This is a genomic window from Streptomyces sp. NPDC101181, assembly GCF_044767975.1.
In the GTDB taxonomy this organism is placed as follows: Bacteria; Actinomycetota; Actinomycetes; order Streptomycetales; family Streptomycetaceae; genus Streptomyces.
The window spans coordinates 75,689-95,635 of the sequence record NZ_JBIWOX010000005.1; the positions used below are offsets into that span (position 1 = coordinate 75,689).

Annotated in this window: 1 protein-coding gene; it reads right to left on the reverse strand. The window is 73.2% G+C overall.

The window, feature by feature from the left end:
• Positions 1 to 100: 100 nt before the first annotated feature.
• Entirely contained in the window at positions 101 to 19,945 is a 19,845-nt protein-coding gene (locus ACIRRU_RS10275) for a lonely Cys domain-containing protein (protein WP_403678477.1), read from the reverse strand.
• Between the last annotated feature and the right edge of the window lie 2 nt (positions 19,946 to 19,947).

Sequence of the window (19,947 nt, forward strand, 5' to 3'; positions counted from 1 at the left end):
GCTGCGGAACGGACTGCCGCCTGTTCCCGTCCGGTGAGATCAGCTTGCTGTGGTCGGTGGGAATCGCCGTGGTCAGGGTCGGCACGGCTTCCATCTGTCCTCACGCCTCTCCCCCCTGCCCTCTGTCAGTGCCACCGGGACGCTGTCCTCCGTCAGTGCCGCTGGAACGCTCCTGCTGCCGGAGGGCGGTCAGCGCATCCCGGGCATGCTCGTCGGGGAACCGCCCCTCGCGGGCGACGTAAGTCCGCAGCTCCTCCTCGGTCAGCGGGAGGACGTCCCAGTACCGGCCCCAGTTGTCGCTGTAGACCGTGGTCGCCGCGGGGTCGATCTCGTCCAGGGCGTGCTGCGCCCCGGTCATCACCTCGTGGAAGCTGTGGTGGCCGACGCCGACCATGACGCTCACCAGCCCGGAGCGGATCAGGCCCAGGTCCACGGGCACCCCGGCGAGCCGGTTCAGCCTGGCCACGTGGGTGATGATGCGGTAGGCGCTGCCGGACGTGCCTGTCAGCACGAGTCCGCCGGAGTCCTCGGAGCGGGCCTGGAAGTCGGCGGCCATCGGCAGCGTGTACAGCTGACCCGCGGACGACCAGAGCAGCACACCGTCGCGCACCGCGAGTCGGCGTTCGGCGGGACTCAGCGCGGGCCACACCTCGTGCGGCCGCAACGGCGTGCGGAGCAGCGCCTCCAGCTCCTCCATCTCCTGCGCCTCGTCCTCGGGGTCGAGCTCCGCCTCCTTGAGTTCGGCCACTTCACGCTCGTACCGCTTCAGCTGCTCGCTGCGGTGCCGGTCGCGGCGCTCGATCCCGATCACCGGGTGCTGCGGTTCGATGCCGCCCATCAGGCGGGGCACGACGTTGGTGGCGACGCCGTTGAACAGGAAGGTGACCCGTTCGCGGAGGTTGCCCGACTCCACCACCCGTACGAGGGCGTCGTACCCCGTGCCGACCGCGCCGCCGTTCACACCGCTGTGATGGCCGAACCGCCGGTAGTCGACTCGGTTGTGCAGCGCGATCGTCCAGAACGCCCGGACGACCTTCGCGAACTCCTGGTTGATCTGGGGGTTCTCCCCCAGGTGAGCGGCCAGCCTGCGCTCGAAGTAGAGGGCTTCCTGTGCGTAGCGGATGCGCGCCAGAGCCCACGCGGGCGCGGGCAGACCGTCGGCCGCCTCGTCGGTCTCGTCGGCCACCTCGTCGGTCTCCGGCTCCGAGAGATCGTCGGGGCCGCCGGTCGGCCGACGCGACGGACGATGACTCGGGACGTCGTCGTCGGAGTCGTCGTCCCGCGACAGCAACGGACGCGGATCGTCATCGTCCGAATCGTCGTCCCGCGACAGCAACGGACGCGGATCGTCGTCATCCGAATCGTCGTCCCGCGACAGCAACGGACGCGGATCGTCGTCCGGTTCGGACTCCCCGTCCGTGTCCAGGGACAGGCCGGGGAAGGACTCCAGGACCAGGTCCGCCGCCGGGTCCGCCGGGTCCGCCGGTCGTGGGTGGCCGACGCCCTCAGCCGTGGCGGGCGGCGCGGGACGCGGATTCGGGCCGTGCTCTGCGACCACGCCACTGGACGGCTGAGCCGTCGCCGCGGCCAGATCCGCCGCGATCCCCAGGACGGCCGGGGCGTCATCGCCCGACCACGCCCGCAGGAGCCGGTAGCGCTGGACGAGCGAGAGGCCGGCGGACGCGAGCGGCAGGCCGCCCATGAGCGTGGCGTAGGCCTGTTCGTCGTTGTCGAGGGTGATCCCGAGCGTCCGCAGGTCGGCGAGGGGCACCGTGGTGCGGCCTCCGGCCCAGTCCGCACCGGCGAGTCGCGGAACGTGTCGCTCCGCACCCGGTTCGCCGAGCCGCGACTCGATCCACTGATGCGGCACGCCGTCGCCGGTCGGCCGTACCGCGTGGACGGCCGGGGCCGGCTCCCGCGAGCCGTTGCCCGCGGTCGCGTCGTCCCCCACGCCCCGTTCGCGCGGGCCCGGCGGCGAGCTGTCCGGCCCAGGCGGCGGCGCGGAGGACGTGAGGACCGGGCGCGGACCGCGCCGGCCGGCCGGCGGCTCGCCGTCACGCGTCAGCGGTTCCGTATCGGCGTCCGGACGCGTGGACGCCGTCGGCAGCACCGCCTTCGGGTCCGTGGGCGGTGCGGGGAGGGCCGGGGCCGGCCAGCCGGGGGGCCGTTCCTCCGGGCGGTGGGTCTGCCAGTGCCGGGCGGGGTCGGCGTCGGCGGTGGCCATGTCCAGGTAGTTCGCACCGCGTTGCACATCGAACTTCAGGCTCATCGACGGCTGCGAGGTGAGCACCCTACGGCCGAGGGCCCGGCGGGTGGCCAGCACGTCGGCGAGTTTCCGTGCGCTGTTGCCGTCCAGTCCCACCACCACGACCCGCGCGGCGTCGGGCGCCAGGGCGCGCACCGCGGGGTCGTGGCGGAGCATTTCGGCGAACTCGGCGTAGGAGATGGACCGGGTGGACTGGTCGGACCACGGCAGGGAGAGCGTGTCGGCCTCCGAGCCGGGCTCCAGGGCGAGGACGTACGGCTTGTAGTACGGGGTCTGCGTGGCGGATTCGGCCCACGGCGACAGGTGGCTGGTCTTCTTGTGGGTGGTCGGGTCGGTGGTGGTGTACAGCTCCGTGTTGAACCGGTTGGAGAGGGTCGCGGACGACCAGCTCCGGCCCGCGGGGCGGCCCGACATCGACGTCAGGAAGGTGTCAGGGGCCGTCGAGGCGTGCACCGCCAAGTGGTAGGCGGCGAGCGCGACCGGGTCGTGCACGTCACGGCCGACGGCCGCGGCGGATGCGGCCGTCCGCAACAGGGCCGGTCCGTCCTCCGCGAGGTCGACGCTCTCGTACGAACGCAGGTGGAGCACCTGCCGGGCCAGCGACTCGGCGTCGGGGTGGCCATCCACCGCCTCGACCGCCTTGACGATCGCCCACAGCGCGTGCAGCCGGTGGGAGGGGCCGACGGGCTGGTTGGGCGCGAGCGGCAGCACGTCCCGGACGCGGTCGTCCGCGTCTTTCCCGGCCAGCAGGCGCAGGGCCCGGTCCAGGCTGGGCAGCGGGGCGAACCCCGACAGGGTGGCCGAGGCGTCGGCCTCCAGCGCCTTCCCGGCGGCGCGCAGCACGGTCCGCACGTCGGCGAGGTCCACCGGCGCGGGCCGGGTGTGCGCGGCGGGCCGGTTGCCGGAGCGCTCCCGGACGATCCGCTCCACCAGGTCGCGGGTGAGGGCGCCGTACGCGGCGTGCCGCGTGTCCGCCCGCCGCATGGCCTCCAGCGCGCCCAGACCGGCGAGCAGTGCCTGGTACTCGCCGTCCGGATCGGCGCGGTCCCCCTCCACCTCGGCGCCGAAGAGGTCGCGCAGTCCGCGCACCAGGCGCAGGGCGGTGTCCCGCCGGTCCTGCGGGTCGGCGGTCACCCGGTCCAGGCCGGCGATCAGGGCGAGCTGGTCCAGCTCCGGCGGCTTCGGTTCGCGCTCGATCTTGTCGAAGGTGCCGGGCACACCCATGGCGGTGGTGAACACGCCGTTGAGGGGCTTCGGGCTGTGCTTTGCGCTGACGTGGATCCGACTCGGGGCGAAGATGTCGCGGTCGAGTTCGTTTCTCAGCTGCTGTGCGTAGGAGATGACGCCCCACGGGTCGGGGGTGAAGGGGGCCTCGTCGGAGAAGCCGATCGGCCCGATCCCCGGCCGGGCATCGCTCCAGCACATCACGACGACGAGCGGTGCGTCCGGGGCGAGCCTGCTCAGGCTGGGGCGGCGCTTGAGATAGCCGGCCGTCCGGGGGGCGTCGAGGGTGAGCCGCTTGCCGTCCGCGACGACCCCGGCGGAGCCGGGCAGTCCGTGGACCCACAGGACGTAGGGTTTACGGCCCTTCCAGGGCACCGGCTGGTCCGCGCCGAGCGGCCGGTTGGTGACCGGGTCGACGTGGGTCCACTCGGTGAATCCCGCGAGGTTGAATCCCATGTTCTGCCGCTCCGCCTGGTCGGCGCGGTCCATCAGCATCCGGCCGGCCGGGCGGCCGTCGATGAAGAGGGTGACACCCTCCACGTCGCTCATGCGGACGAGGCGGCCGTCCGGGGTGGGGAGAACGTCCCCGGCCATGCCGGGGCGCTCGGACAGGCTCCAGTCGTCCGGTTCGCTCAGCGCCCACTCGCCCAGCGGGTCCTGCTGGGAGTCGATGCTGCCGGACACCTCGATCCGGAGGCCGGTCCCGGCGGAGTCCGCCATGAGCGCGACGTCTCCGGTGTGGGCGTAGGTGGCGCGGTCGGAGCGGAAGGCGGTCATGCGGGGGAGGTCGAGACCCATGGACGCGGCCCGCCACGACACCAGGGCCACGGGCGTGTCCACGTCGGCCGCCGACAGGTCGGGGTCCATGCCCACCAGGTGGCTGAACACCTCCGCGGGGACGCGGTAGCTCGTTCCGTCCGGCAGCGTCAGCAGGACCGCCTGTTCGTGACCGTTGGCGGTGCCGATCACATACGGCTCCGGGCTGCCCGGCTTGGTCTGCCAGGGCGTCGGCGACGGCTTGGCGCGGCTGCTGCCCGGCACCCGCTGGCGGACCGTCGTGTCGGTCAACTTGCCCGAACGTCCGGTCCAGTTGCGTCCGCGAGGCGAGCCGTCGGCCGCCAGCAGACGTGTGGCGTCGGCGAAGAGGCCCTGCCGGCTCAGGTGGAAGGCGGCCAGGGACTCGACGCTGTCGGCCTCCTTCGCCGCCATGGCGTCGGTCACCAGCGCGTACAGGGGGCGCAGGTGGTCGGGTACGGCGTCGGTGTCGAAGCGCGCGGGGTCCGGGCTCGGCGCCGCGGGGGCCGGGACCGGGGGCGCCGTGGCTCCCTCGGGCCGGAGCAGCATACGGTCGGCGACCTGGTCCAGGGTCAGGGCGTCGCGGGCGGTGGAGTGGGGGTCCAGCCGGGGCAGCAGTCGCTTGAGGTGGTCGACGGCGCGCGACTGGGCGGAGCGCTGCACCTCGACGACGGCCCGCCGGACGCCGGGGTGCGGGTGCGGGGTGGGGTGCTCGGCGCCGCGGGCGTCGATGGGGAAGTCGTCGGCGGTGAGATCCCGGCCGCGGACGCGGCGTACCACCGCCAGCTTCTCCTGCGGCTGGAAGGTCAGTTCGGCGCGGATCGCCTCGCGCAGGGCGTCGCCGACGGCCCGTGCCGGAAGGCGTCCGGCCCCCTCGGCAGGCTGGGCGGGGCCGTCGCCGACGGCGATCCGTGCCCCGTCGCCGTAACCGGTGATCACGGTGTGGGGAATGCGCAGTCCGGTGCCCAGGTCGTGGAGGGCGGCGGTCACGAGTCGCTTGGCCAGCCCCGCGATGTGCTGGCGCTGGGCCCCGTCCAGCTGGGTCCGTCCGTCGAGGAAGTCGAGCTGCTGCCGGGCGACGGTCCGCACGGGCGCGGCGGCCCGCACCGACAGCGCGGGAGCGCCGGGGGTGACCGAGGGCGCCGGGCCCGGTCCGCCGACGGGCGGCGCGCTCGTGAGCACCCGGTGCTCCGCGGTGGTGTCGGGCCGCTCCGGGGCGGCAACGGGTTCGGGTACGGGGCTCTCCGCCCGGCCCCGGACCTGCTCCGGCGCCCGGCCGGGAGTGCCGTGGACGGTACCCCCGGTGTCGGTGATCCCGAGCGTGGCGGGCGGCGGGGCCGACGTGGTGACCGGCGGTGCGGGAGGCGGCGCCCAGCGGTGCGGGATGGTGTCCGCCGGGGTGGTGCCGCTCCAGTCGGCGGCCGCCGAGGGCACCATGCGGGCGGCGGAGGAGGTGCTGCCCACCGTGAGGCGGCCCGGGGTGCCGGACGCGCTGAGGACCGAGGGGCCCTTCGCCGTCCAGACCTCACGGCTGGTGGCCTTGGCGATCTCAAGCCGCAGTGCGAGCTGGGGTGTTGACGGCGTCGGCCCGGGGGCCGGACCGGTGGGTCCGACGGCCAGGACCACGTCCGTCCGCGCCACGGCCCGCCCGATCAGGTCGGGGTCGCGGGAGATCAGCTCGGCGGCCTCGGTGTTCGGCACGGCGAGCCGTCCGCCGGGCAGGTCGAGCCAGGTGCGGCCGGATCCGGCGTCCGCCACCGCGACGACGTAGGGCGGAAGCATTCCCTCCGCCGACCAGGGGGCCGCCTCCTCCTTCGCACGGTGGTACGAACCGTCGGACTGCTGCTCCAGGACGGCGAGGGCGGAGGCGTCGAGGTGGGTACCGGCGGCGGGACGGCCGGCCCAGGCGCGCCCCGCGGGTCGGCCGGGAGGGGCGCCCGGGGCGGGGGCCAGCCGGGTGCTGGGGTCGAAGGCCCCGAGTTCCTCCAGGTGGAAGGCGGCCAGCTCGTCGACGACGTACGGGTTGCGGCCCGCGTCGAACGCCCGGGTGGCCAGCCGGAGCAGGTCGGCGCCCCTGGCGGGATCGGGAGCGGACAGGTGCAGGGCCCGTACGGCGACGGCGTCCGGGTCGGAGAGCTGGTCGCGCCAGACGCGGGCCTGGTGGCGGGCCCAGAGGACGCGCTGGATGTGGGCCTCCCGGACCACGGTCGCGGGGGCGAGGCCCAGGAGGCCGGTGGCCGTCGACCTGAGGGGTCCGAGCGACCGCACGTCCCGCGCCGTCTCGACCAGGGCCCGCAGGTCGGCGAAGTCGGTCAGCGCGGTGCCCGCCGGTGCGGCGGCGGCGCGGGCGAGCAGGGAGCGGACGGTGTCGGCGTCGACACGGGCCTGCCCCCTCCCGTGGTCGCGCAGTTCCCGTTGCGCCAGCATCCGGAAGAGCTCCATGGTGAACTGCCCCATCCGGCCCAGCTCGGGATCGGCCCGCCACATCCGTTCCAGCGCGCCGACGCCCCGCAGCAGCGCTTCGTACCCGGGGTCCTCCTCGATTCCCGGATTCTGGAAGCCCTGCCGCAGCGCGTGCACCAGCCGCAGGGTGGTGTCGAGGGTCTGCCGGGACACCGGCGCCGGGCCCGTGTAAAGCCCTGCGACACGGGCGAGCCGGGCCAGCTCGCCGTCCTCCGGCTCGGGCCAGAAGTCCGTGATCTGCCCGTCGTTCCCGCGGGAGTCGGTGAGGGCGACCAGCGCGGGTGAGGGGTGGTTCGGCATGTGCGCCGAGAGGACGAGCGGCCGGTCCCCGGCCTTGATCCGCAGCCGCAGGAGGGTGGAGACGCGCTGGGCGGACGGGTGGTCCGCGAGGCTGTCGCGGACCCGCGGCAGCACGGCGGCGACGTTCGTGGCCGGGCTGGGGAGGGGGCCGTCGTAGGCGCGTCCGGCCCAGCAGGCCCGGAGGTAGAGCCAGTCCCGCCGGCCGAGCTTTTGCACACTGGGCCGACGACGGAGCCAGCGCGCCGTCTCGGGAGGCGTGGCGAGGTGGGTGCTGCCGTCTTCCTGCGGCATGGCGAAACCCTCGGGCAGGGCGTGCAGGACCAGGTGGTGCACCTTCTCGCCGGGAGCCGCGCCGCCGGGGATCGGGAGGGGTTCGAGCGGCGCACCGGAGCCGGGAAGGCGCCGTACCAGCGTGTCCATGCGGTGGACGACGCGTGCGTGGGGCTCGCGCATGGCCATGTCGTCGGCGTCGAGCAGCGCCCGGCCCAGCTGAGGATGCCCGTCCTCGTCGGAGACGATGGTGAAGCTGACCAGGCGGCGCTCCCAGGCGGGGACGTCGTCGCCGTCGTCCGGGGAGACCTCGCCCGGCCTGCTGGAGATCCAGTCGCCGCGGTGGCCCTTCGGACCGGCGGGTCCGGCTGCCCGGTCCGGCCCGGCCGCCTCCTGGAGCAGCGAGATTCCGAGCCGCCTGCCGTCCGCGCGCACTTGCACATGGACGTTGCCGCTGGCGGACCAGACCTGTCGTCCCAGTCCGTCGGCGAGCCCGCGCGGCAGCTCCAGCCCGCCCTCACCGGCGTACGGGATGACCAGCAGCAGCGGGACGTCCCGGCCGAGGCCGGAGAGCACCGGGTCCATGGCGAGGAGTTCCCCGACGACCTCGGGGGACGCCTCCACCGTCGTGCCGTCGTCGAGCCGCACGGTGATCGCGTCGGCGTTCCCGGCGGCGACCAGCACGAAGGGCGGCGGCCCGCCCGGCCGGGGCCGCCAGGGCGAGGGGCGCGCGTCGGTCTCCCGAGTCGTCCCGTCCTCCTCCAGGACCGTCACCGCCGTGGTGTCCAGGTCGAAGACCATGCCCGGCCGGAGCTGGTTCTGGGACCAGTTGCGGCCGTACGGCGTGCCGTCGGGCGCGGTGAGCCGACCGGCCTGGGACAGCGCGCCCCGGACGCTGAGGCCGAACGCGGTCGGCTCGGCCAGACCGGTGGCGTTCTCCATCGCCGGATCGAGGATGATCCGGAACAGATCCCCGTAGTGCGCGCTGCGGACCGGCGTGGCCGGGGCGAGCAGCAGCACCGCGCGGGCGACGGCCGCCAGGTCCAACGGCCCGTCCCGCAGGGCGGGTTCGGCCGACGTCCGGCGCAGCCCGTCCAGCCGCTGGACGGCCGCGAGCATCTTCGGGTACACCGCCTCCGCGGTGATCTGTGTGCCGAGGGCGTCGGTCAGCGTCCGGCGGTAGGCGGCCTCGACGTCCGCGGGCACCGGGACCGGACGCGACGGCGAGCCGGCCCGGGGGCTGTCGATGTCCATGTCCGAAACGTCGGAGGAGTCCTCGTCGATGTCCGACGAGGAGACGTCCGGGGAGAGCACGTCGGAGCGCGCCGGCGACGGGTCCTGCCGCGTCGCGCCGGAGGAGGTGGCGATCCGGACCGGCGGCGGTTCGAGCGCGGGCGACGGAGCCGGCCGGGGTTCCGCTCCGGGCGGCGGCACGAGCGGCGCCGGGTGGCCGGCCTGGGTCGGCGGCGCGAAGAGGATGTTCGGCAGGTTGGGCATGCCGGGAAGGCGCAGGGTCCGGTTGCGGGCCGCCCGCAGGACGTCCCGCAACAGCTGGTGCGTCACGACGGCGTCGGAGGCGCCTGCCCGCCGGGCGAAGTCGCCGGTGATCTGGGTGAGCGTGCGCCAGGTCAGCGGCCCGGTGAGTTCCTCTCCCGTGCCCGTGGCCATCCGCTGCATCTCCAGCTGCCCGAAGTCCCGGACGAGCGAGGTGAATTCCGGTCGGCGTCCGGGGTCGGAGTCGATGTCGATGTCGAACACCTCGCGCAGCGCGAGCACCCAGCGCAGCGCCCGCGTGGAGCGCATCGACACGTCGGGGGGCAGCCCCGCGACGTCGGCGATCCACCGGAGCGTCTCGGCGTCCGGCTCCGGACGGAACTCCCAGATGCCGTAGCGGGGCCGGACCGGGTCGTCGCTCATCACCAGGATCGGGGGTGAGTCCCGCACGGTCGGGACCGGAGTGACCTGGGCGTCCGTGGCGAACACGGTGCGACCGATCTGGGTGGCGAGGTCCTGTGCCTCGGGGGGATTCACCAGCCGATCGGCACCTGTTCTGATCTGCGCCAGCTCGCAGGCCAGCGCGAAGACCGGCAGGTGGTCGGGGAGCTGCCGCAGGCTGGGGCGACGCCGTATGGTCCGCCCGAGCTCACCCGGCGGCAGGTTGTACTGACGGCCGTCGCCGCGGGTCGAGACGCTCGCCCAGCCGGCCCTGCCGTGCAGGTAGAGCACATAGCTGTCCGTCAGCGCCCGGGGCAGGGGCAGCATGGGTCCGTGACGGCTGGGTACGGCGCCGGGCACTCCCTCGTCGTAGTTCGCGTAGAACTCCACGCCCGACGCCTCGCGCAGCGCGGCTTCCTTGAGGGCCAGATCGCCGCTGGTCAGGTAGGCCCGGCCGGTGAGTGACCGTCCGTCCACGGTGGTGAGCGGGTACGACTCCACGTCGGACGAATCGAGCACCGTGCCGACGGTGGTCCGCACCTCGTGACCGGCGCTCCGGGAGTCCTGGCCCGGATCGCTGGGGAACCAGATGCCGATGTGCCTCCCGGGGCGGCGGTCGACCAGCGTGATCAGGCTGATACCGGCCGGTCCCGCCGCGGGCGGCAGCGAGAACTCCCCGTCGGTGGACCAGACCCGGACCCGGGCCGCGGCGGCCAGCGAACGCGGCATCGTCTCGGGATGGGCGTTCGGCGGGGGCTGGACGAGCAGCAGAAGCGGCGCGTTCGGGGGCCGGTCCGGGTCGTTGGCGACCAGGACGGCGAATTCGGCGTCGTCCACGTACCGGGCGTTGCCTGCCGCGTCCCGGAGGACGATCAGGTGGGAGTCGCCGTCGCGTTCGGCCATCACCACGTGCGGGCGGTGGCCCCACGGCGCGGGTGAGGCGACCAGGGGGTCACCGGTCCGGCTGCCGGGCGCCCACGTCTGGCTCACGTCGAGGCGCAGACCGGCGTTCCCCGACCAGTTGCGGGCGGTGTACCCCTGGTAGGGGTCCCGCGTCCAGGTGTCCGGCCGCAGGACCCCGGTGGTCCGCTGCGTCTGGTAGGCGGCGATGGAGTCGATGGAGGTGGCCCAGCCCCGCCGGTCGGCGCTGGCGACGGTGAGCAGGAGGTCGCGGTAGTCCTCCGGGGTGACGTCGTGGTCGGGGTGGAGGTGGAGGACGCGCTCGGCCGTCGCGCCGACGTCGAAGGACCGGCCGCGGTTGCGGCGGTCGGCCCCGTGCAACCCGTTCACCAGGGCCAGCGCGTCGTAGAGCGCGCGGAATTCCTGGTGGCGCTCGATGTCCCGGCCGAACATCTGCCGCATGGCCTCCACCAGCCTGCGGCTGCGGCCGCCGCCCTGGGTGGGCGGGGCGAGCAGCGTCCTGCCGCCCGGGGTGGTCCTGGTGCCGCGGGGCGCGCGGGGCGGCGCCGGCTCCGGGAGGGTCCGTGGCGACGGTGGCTGCGAGCCGGACTCCGGCGTCCCGGTCTCCGGTGTGAGTTCCCGCTCGGCGCGGTCGAACAGGGCACGGAACCCGCTCAGGACGTACGGGTTGTCCTGGCTGCCGAGAATCCCGGCCCGGCCCGGCCCGTAGAGCCGTTCCAGCAGGGGCAGCAGTTCCGGGTCGTTCTCCCGGACCCAGTCCGCGCCGTTGTTGCGCGCCGAACCGGTGGCCAGGTCGGTACCGGCGTTGACCGCCAGGTAGGTGTTGGTCAACTGGGCGAAGTACTCACGCGGGTTGCTGGCCGAGTAGGTCGCGCCCCGGCCGTCCGGCCATCGGGTACTTTCACCTGCGTCAACCTTGGCCCGGTAGTGGTTCTCGATCAGCTCCCGGTCTACGGGGGCGAGTGTTTCCTCGATGGCGTGGGCCAGTTCGTGGCGCAGGGCGCCGTAGCCGTCCGCCTGGATTCCGGCGCCCGGCAGGTCGACCGGCTCGCCCAGCAGGTTCTCCTCACCGATGGCGATCAGACCGTTGTAGTAGAGGGCCCGTTGGAGGTTCATCGACCGCCCGTCCACCTCCTGGGGCAGGCCGGCGAACTCGTCCAGCGAGGTCAGCTCCACCTCGCGGGGCACCACGACCACCCGGCGGCCGCCGGTCAGCAGGGAGACCGCGACATCGGGGTCCGCCAACATCTCGGCGACGATGATCTCCGCCTCCTGCCGCGCCGGACTCACCCGGTCCTCGGCGGCCGGGTCGTCCACCATCAGCCGCGCCGCCGTCGCCACGAAGTCCTCCTGGGACAGGTGGGCGCGCAGGCTGTTGACGAAGTCCACGTTCTCCGACAGCGCGGTCCGCTCGTCCGCCGACAACGATGCCAGCAGGACCGCGCGTTCGCCCGCGGGCATGACCGGCAGCCGCGTGGCGCGGTCCACCAGGCTCGTCACGGCCCGGCCCGTCAGGCTCGTCGAGGAGAAGCTGCGGCGGAAGGTGGTGTGCGGTGTCAGGGTCGGCCGGAACGCGAGATCCGGGCCGTGCTTGCTGAACAGCCCCGTGAGGTGCGCGTCCAGCTGGTCGAGCTCGTCCTCACGGGAGTACACCTCCTGGAGCGCCGCGCGCTGCTCCCGGTCGACCTGGGTCTGCTTCCGGAACCAGGCCGCGTCACCAGGCGCCTTCGGCAACTGGTCGAACTCCTCCTGCGTACGCACCGGGAAGGTATCGACCGGGACCAAGTCCAGCCCGCCCGTCGCGGAGTTGGGGACCGCCTTGTAGACGACGACGTTCAGACCGTCCATCTTCCCGGCTTCGACCTGCCCGCGCAGCGTGGGCCACTCGATCCGGTTCAGCACACTCGTATCCGTCGTGCCGTCCAGAACATGAACCGTCGCCCAACCTCGCAGGGCCAGGGCATACGTCTTCGACAACTGCTCCCACAGCGCACCCAGCGCGGGCGAGGAACTCCACGTGGAGAGACCGAAGAGCAGACCGTCGAACATCCGGCCCTGGATGGACGCCTCCAGCACCACACCGTGCCCCACACTCGCGTCCTGGATCGGAATGGCCGACCCCATCTTCGACCAGAGAGCACCATGCTCCGCGGACTCGCTCGCATGCGCCTCAACAGCCTCCGCGAAACCCTCCTTGTCCTGATGCCGGTGATACCAGGAGTACTGGATCTTGTGGCCGTACACCCCCGGCTGCTGAAAGCCCCTGATGATCGCGCCGATGGCATCGTGGTCGACCGGGGTCGGAGTACCGGACCTGCGGTCCCGCTCGATATTGGCCAGAAAGTCGTTGATGCCCTTCCTGAACGCGGGATCGGCGGAAAGCGGACGGATGCCGTTGATCCGGTGGAACAACTCGGCCTTGTCCCGCAGGAACTTGACCTCCTGAGCCGCCTCCGGCGTCAAAGACATCGACCGGCCCTGCGACCCGGAAGACAGCATCGTGCTGGTACGCCTCGGCGGAACCGGCGGCCGAGGCCGAGGCCCCCGGCCGACAGGAGAACCCGGCTTGGGCAGTCCACGTGCGGACCGTGCGTTGCGGTAGAGGCCGAGCGAGAGGCCGGACAGGGTGTCGGCGTCGGTCTCCACGGTGTCGGGGGTGGCGTCGACGGACGCGTACAGCCGGACCTGCACCACGGCGACGGGCGGCTCCAGTCGGGGCGTGCCGCCCTCCGGGTTGCCGTCCAGGTCGGCCCAGGTGCGGCTGAGCAGCAGCGCCTCACGCTGGTCGACCGTCCGCTCCGGCGTCTCCAGGAGCAGGTTGTCGAGGTACTGGCCGACCGTCGCACGCGCCTGCCCGTCGGCACGTGGCGGCAGGAGTTGGTCCCGTACGAGGAAGCCGTCCGGGAGTTCCGCCACGTCGAAGGAGGACACGAACTGGTCCGACAGCTGCTCCGCCTGGTCCTCCAGGAACGCGCGGGTCACCGGGCCGAGCCCCCGGCGTATCCCGGCGAGCGAGCCGCGCGAGGCCAGCGCCGTCCAGTCCTTGGGCGGCCTCGACCGGTCCAGGCTGCCGCGCACGGTGGCGGCGGCCTGGAGGAAGCCGAGCGCGAGCGCGCCCTCCAGCTCGTCCCGGTCCCACGTGCGCAGATCGGCGGTGTGCTCGGGGTGCTGGGCCAGCCAGAAGTCGAACCGGGTACGTCCGTGGGCGCCGAACTGGAGTCCCGCTCCGAGGTCCGCGTGGGCGGTGGCGGCCGGGCCGGGCTCCTTGCGCGCCTTGGCGGCGATGTGTTCCAGGAAGCGCACGGCCCCGGCGATCGGCGTGGACGCCGTGTGGTGGACGAGCAGCCGGTCGCCTCCGGCCTCGTTGATCCGGACCGGCAGGTCCTCCGCGAGTACGTCGACTTGGTAGCCGGCCTCGGCGGGGAAGACGGTCTTGAGGCTGCTGCCCGGCCTGGCGTTCTCCAGCCGGCTGATCACGTCGCGGAAGGCCCGCACCACGTCGGAGCGTTCGGCCCGGCCATCCGGCCGCCCGTTCGTCAGTCCGCGGGTCGGTTCGGTGACCAGCTCCAGGACGGGCACGCCACCGGCCCGGTCCACGGTGATCTTGAGCAGTCCCGGTACGGACACGAGGTCGGTGTACTGGTCGAAGGTGTGACCGGCGGGCAGCACCAAGCGGTAGCGGTGCAGCTCCACCTCGAAGCCTCCGGCCGGGGCGAAGCCCTCGACCTCGACCGGGTGCGACCGGGCCGCGACGGACTCCGTCGCCGGGGGGCTTACGGGCGCGGGCGGCTGCGGGGCGCTGAGCTGCTGGATCCGGTCGATACGGTCGACGACCGCGGTCTCCAGCCGGGTGATCGCCTCCCACCGGCCGCTCTGCGGAGTCTTGTCCCTCTTCCAGTCCCGCACCGCGTCGAGAACGGAACGCACGTCGTCCAGGCCCGGGTCCGCCGGCAGCCCGGCGACCGCGTCGTCCACGGCACGCAGCGCGTCGGAACGCAGCCGGTTCGGTCCGGCCGAGATCCGCCGCCAGTCACGGATCGGGTCCACGTCCGCCGGGATCCGCGAAGCGGCCTGAGTCGGGGGCGCGAACAGGACCTCCGGCCGCTGATCCCGGGCGGGCCTGGTGCCGCGGGGCGCGCGGGGCGGCGCCGGCTCCGGGAGGGTCCGTGGCGACGGTGGCTGCGAGCCGGACTCCGGCGTCCCGGTCTCCGGTGTCACTTCCCGCTCGGCACGGTCGAACAGGGCGCGGAAACCGCTCAGGACGTACGGGTTGTCCTGGCTGCCGAGAATCCCGGCCCGGCCCGGCCCGTAGAGCCGTTCCAGCAGGGGCAGCAGCTCCGGGTCGTTCTCCCGGACCCAGTCCGCGCCGTTGTTGCGCGCCGAACCGGTGGCCAGGTCGGTACCGGCGTTGACCGCCAGGTAGGTGTTGGTCAACTGGGCGAAATAGTCACGCGGGTTGCTGGCCGAGTAGGTCGCGCCCCGGCCGTCCGGCCACTTCGCGTTCTCCCCTTCGGCGATCTTGGCCTGGTAGTGATCGTCGATCAGCTGCTGGGCCGTCGGGTCCAGTACTTCCTCGATGGCGTGGGCCAGTTCGTGGCGCAGGGCGCCGTAGCCGTCCGTCTGGATTCCGGCGCCCGGCAGGTCGACCGGCTCGCCCAGCAGGTTCTCCTCACCGATGGCGATCAGACCGTTGTGGTAGAGGGCCCGCTCCAGGTCGACCGGCCGTCCGCCCTCGACGCTCCCGCGCAGGTCGGCGAACTCCTCCAGCGAGGTCAGCTTCTCCTCGCGGGGCACCACGACCACCCGGCGGCCGCCGGTCAGCAGGGAGACCGCGACATCGGGGTCCGCCAGCATCTCGGCGACGATGGTCTCCGCCTCCTGCCGCGCCGGACTCACCCGGTCCTCGGCGGCCGGGTCGTCCACCATCAGCCGCGCCGCCGTCGCCACGAAGTCCTGTTGGGACAGGTGGGCCTGCAGGCTGTTGACGAAGTCCACGTTCCCGGCAAGCGCCCGGCGCTCGGCGGGCGACAACGCTGTCAGCAGATCCGCACGCTGGGCGGCGTGGATGACCGGGAGCCGCACGGCGAGGTCCGCCAGGTTCTCCCGGCCTTCCAGGACCGTCAGCTCCGTCAGCTCGGCCAGGTGCGGCAGGTGTGCCGGACGCGCTTTGCTGAAGCTGTCGCGGAAGGTGGTGTGCGGTGTCAGGGTCGGCCGGAACGCGAGATCCGGGCCGTGCTTGCTGAACAACCCGGTCAGGTGCGCGTCCAGCTGGTCGAGTTCGTCCTCGCGGGAGTACACCTCCTGGAGCGCGGCGCGCTGCTCCCGGTCGACCTGGGTCTGCTTCCGGAACCAGGCCGCATCACCAGGCGCCTTCGGCAACTGGTCGAACTCCTCCTGCGTACGCACCGGGAAGGTATCGACCGGGACCAAGTCCAGCCCGCCCGTCGCGGAGTTGGGGACCGCCTTGTAGACGACGACGTTCAGACCGTCCATCTTCCCGGCTTCCACCTGCCCGCGCAGCGTGGGCCACTCGATCCGGTTCAGCACACTCGTATCCGTCGTACCGTCCAGAACATGAACCGTCGCCCAGCCCCGCAGGGCCAGGGCGTACGTCTTGGACAGCTGCTCCCACAGCGCACCCAGCGCGGGCGAGGAACTCCAGGTGGCGAGGCCGAAGAGCAGACCGTCGAAGATCCGGCCCTGGATGGACGCCTCCAGCACCACACCGTGCCCCACGCTCGCGTCCTGGATCGGAATGGCCGACCCCATCTTCGACCAGAGACCGCCGTGCTCCGCGGACTCGTTCGCGTGCGCCTCGACAGCCTCCGCGAAACCCTCCTTGTCCTGATGCCGGTGATACCAGGAGTACTGGATCTTGTGGCCGTACACCCCCGGCTGCTGAAAGCCCTCGATGATCGCCTTGATGGCGGCGTGGTCGACCGGGGTCGGGGTGCCGGACCTGCGGTCCCGCTCGATGTTGGCGAGGAAGTCGTTGATGCCCTTCCTGAACGCGGGGTCGGCGGAAAGCGGACGGATGCCGTTGATCCGGTGGAACAACTCGGCCTTGTCCCGCAGGAACTTGACCTCCTGAGCCGCCTCCGGCGTCAAAGACATCGACCGGCCCTGCGACCCGGAAGACAGCATCGTGCTGGTACGCCTCGGCGGAACCGGCGGCCGAGGCCGAGGCCCCCGGCCGACAGGAGAACCCGGCTTGGGCAGTCCGCCCTCGGACGCCGTCGCCGGGGGGCGTACGGGCGCGGGCGGCTGCGGGGCGCTGAGCTGCTGGATCCGGTCGATGCGGTCGACGACCGCGGTCTCCAGCCGGGTGATCGCCTCCCACCGGCCGCTCTGCGGAGTCTTGTCCCTCTTCCAGTCCCGCACCGCGTCGAGAACGGAACGCACGTCGTCCAGACCCGGGTCCACCGGCAGCCCGGCGACCGCGTCATCCACGGCACGCAGCGCGTCGGAACGCAGCCGGTTCGGTCCGGCGGAGATCCGCCGCCAGTCACGGATCGGGTCCGCGTCCACTGGAGCGCGAGGAGCCAGTAGGGGAGCTGGCGTGGTCGGGGGCGCGAACAGGACCTCCGGCCGCTGATCCGGGGCGGACCCCGGGGCGGTCTCGGGTGTCGGCGGTACGAGGGTGTCCGACGAGGAGGAGACGAGCGGCACGGCACGCGCCACGGGCGGGACGGACTCCGGCGCGGACTCCGGCTGCGGCAGGACCGGCTGGGGGTCGGCGTCCGCGGACGTAGGCACCGGCTTCGGCGCGGCGGACACGAGGGCCGCGGGCCGGGGCGCGGGTGCGGCGGGCAGCGGCGCGGCGGGGTCGACGGAGGCGGTGGGGATCGCCGTCGGGAGGCTCGCCGGGTCCGCGGCCGGGGGCAGGTCGTCGGAGGTCCGGGGCGGCAGGCCGAGGTCGTCGCGCAGCTGGTCGGCGAGAGACACCGCGGCGTCCCGCCCGCTGCCCGCCACCAGCAGGTCGGCGACCTCGCGCACGGCGTCGCGGTACGGGCCGAGGGCGTGCCGGGAGTCGGCGCGCGCGGGGTGCATCTCCAGCGGCAGGACCAGCGCCGTGGCGGTGCTCCACGCCTGGGAGGGGGTGTACTCCCCTTCGCTTCGGTCGAGTTGGGCGACCTCGCTTAGGTCGAGATGGGCGACCTCTCTTGGGTCGAGTCGGGCGACGGAGTCGGCGAAGTCCGCGTACGACTCCTGCCACAGCCGCCGGGAGGTGTTCGCTGCGGTCACGTCCAGCGCCTGCGGCCACGGGCCGGGCTCCAGCATCAGCAGCCGGGTCCGGTCGACCGGGGAGAGACCGGTCTCCGCGAGGGGCATCGGCATGTCGGGGCCGCCGAGCTGCCACTGGGCGGACAGTTCGGGCGGAGCCGTGATCCCGGCGGCGTTCAGCGTGTCCTGGTCGACGGTGACGCCGAGACCGAGGCCGTGCACCCCGTCGGCCAGGTCGTCCGCCGTCACCTGGTCGGCGATCCACCGGCGCTGGACACCGTCCCGGTCGACGGCGGGGGCGGGGCCCTGCCCGGGGGGCGGGGTGTACGGGTCCGCCCCGAACTCCCGCAGCCGGTCCTCGGTGGCCGCCAGTTCCTGTTCGGCCCGGACGGCGTCGTCCATGGCCTGGTCGAGGAGGGCCGCGTCGCGGCTGGTGCCCACGCCCGCCTCGACGCGCTCCCGCAGATCGTGGACGGAGTCGAGGGCGTCCGACAACCGCTTCACCGCGTCGCTGTGCTGCTCGCGCAACGCGTCCACGGCCGGAGGCCGCGCAGGGTCGGTCACCCCGTCGGCCCCGGTGGGGTCGGGGGAGGCGTCCGTGACGGCCTCCGGCTCCGGGGCAACCTCGTCCACCTGGACCGGAGGCGGGACCTCGCCGGAGGTCTCGGGCCGTGCGGAGGACGGGGGCTGGGAGGAGGCGGGAGCGTGCGGCTGGGACCCGGGCCGCGCCTCCGGCTGGGACGCGGTGGGCGTCTCCGGCCGCGGCGCGAGCTGGTCCTGGTCGCTCTCGCCGTCGAGCCGGCCGTCGGCGTGCGGGGGCCGCGGCTGGTCCTCGCCGTGGTCCTGGCCCTGATTCCGGTGAGCGCCGCCGGGCTGCCGCTGTCCTTCGTGCGCCGTGTCCGGATGCGGCTGCGAGCTGGTGGGAACCCGCCCGCCGGTGTTCCCCGCGGTCTCCCCGGGGCCGGGCCGGCCGGTGTCGGTCGTGGCATCGGGGCCGAGGGACTGGCCTGCCCTCGGGGGGCGGCCGGACCCGTCGAACTGGTTGATGCTGTTGGACTGGTTGTGGCGGCGGATCTCGTCGAGACCGTTCGTCGCCGACGCGTTCGGGCCCGGCGAAATCCCCTGACCGTTCACGCCGTTGAGGCCATTGAGGCCGTTCCCGCTGTTGAGGCCATTCCCGCCGTTGAGCCCGTTGACGTTGCCGGGACCGCCGTTGAGCCCGTTCACGCCGTTGACGTTGCCGGGACCGCCGAGCCCCGTCGGCCCACCCGGTCCATCGAGGCCGTCGGCCCCGTCCAGACCGTTGAGTCCGTCCAGACCGCCATGGCCGCCCGTCTCGGTCCGGAGGCCGAGACCTCCGCCGCCGTTGCCGAGGGGCCCGCCGAGCCCGCCGCGCTCACCGTTCCCGTTCCCGTCCACCGCGTCGCCGGGGGAACCGCCGAAGCCCCCGTTCCCGCCGACCGGGCCTCCCGGGCCGCCGCCGAAGCCGCCCGCCGCGTTCGTCCCGAGGTCGCTCTTGAACGAGAAGAAGTTGCGCAGCGCCCCGCCGAGCCCCTGGCCGAGGGACATCAGTCCCATCTCGAACTGTCGGCTGACGATGGCGCCCAGGGCGGTCCAGTCACCGACCTTGAAGCCGTCGTAGAAGATCTCGTTGACCACGCCCTCGGCGAGGGTTTCCGCCGCGCCCTCGCTCGGAGCCTGGCCGATCTCGTCGACCACGTGGTGCCGGATGTCGAAGTCCGGCCCGGGGTCCGGCAGATCGTCCGGTCGGTTCCCGCCCGGGGTGTTGATGACGTTGTCGCCGAGGTCGTCGCCCGGCTTGTTACCCGGAGGGTCCTTCATCCAGTTGTCGAAGAAGTCGTTGAGCCCGTCGGTGAACTTCCGGACGATCGCGCCGAAGATCTCGGCGAAGGCACCCACGAGCGCGCCGAAGACCGCCGCGATGCCCACGTCCCTCCAGTCGACCCCGTCGGGTCGCTGGCCCTCCGGGGCCCAGCGCATCAGGGACAGCCGGGTCGCCAGGGTGAGCAGAGCCTCCTCGATCGCCTCGGTGACGGCCGAGAAGAGCGGGATGCGGCTGGACAGCTCGTACAGGATGACCAGCATCCGGACCCTGGCGATCAGCTTCCGCACGGCGATCTGCGTGGCCGAGGCGCCTCCGGTGACGGCCGCCAGGGCGGTGAGGACGGCGATCTCGGCGGCCAGCCTGATCAGTTCGGCGATGATGTTCCACTTGGCCTCGCGGACGTCCATGGCGGTCTTCCGCATCCCACCGGACGCTTCCCCCATGCCGTCGGTGAGCTTGTCCAGTTCGGGCCGGATGGTGTCCATCGCCGCGATGAAGTTCGTGCCGACCTCGCCGGGCAGCGCCTGCCCGACGAAGGCGACGCTGTCCTCGATCCTGCCCTTGAGGATGTCGACCTTGCCCTTGGTGATCTCCAGAACCTGGGACCGCAGGGCGGCGACGTCCTCGTCGGTCTTGGGGAACCACTCCCCCGTGACGACGAACATCAGGTTCTGGAGATCCTGGTTGGGCATGAGGGCCATGG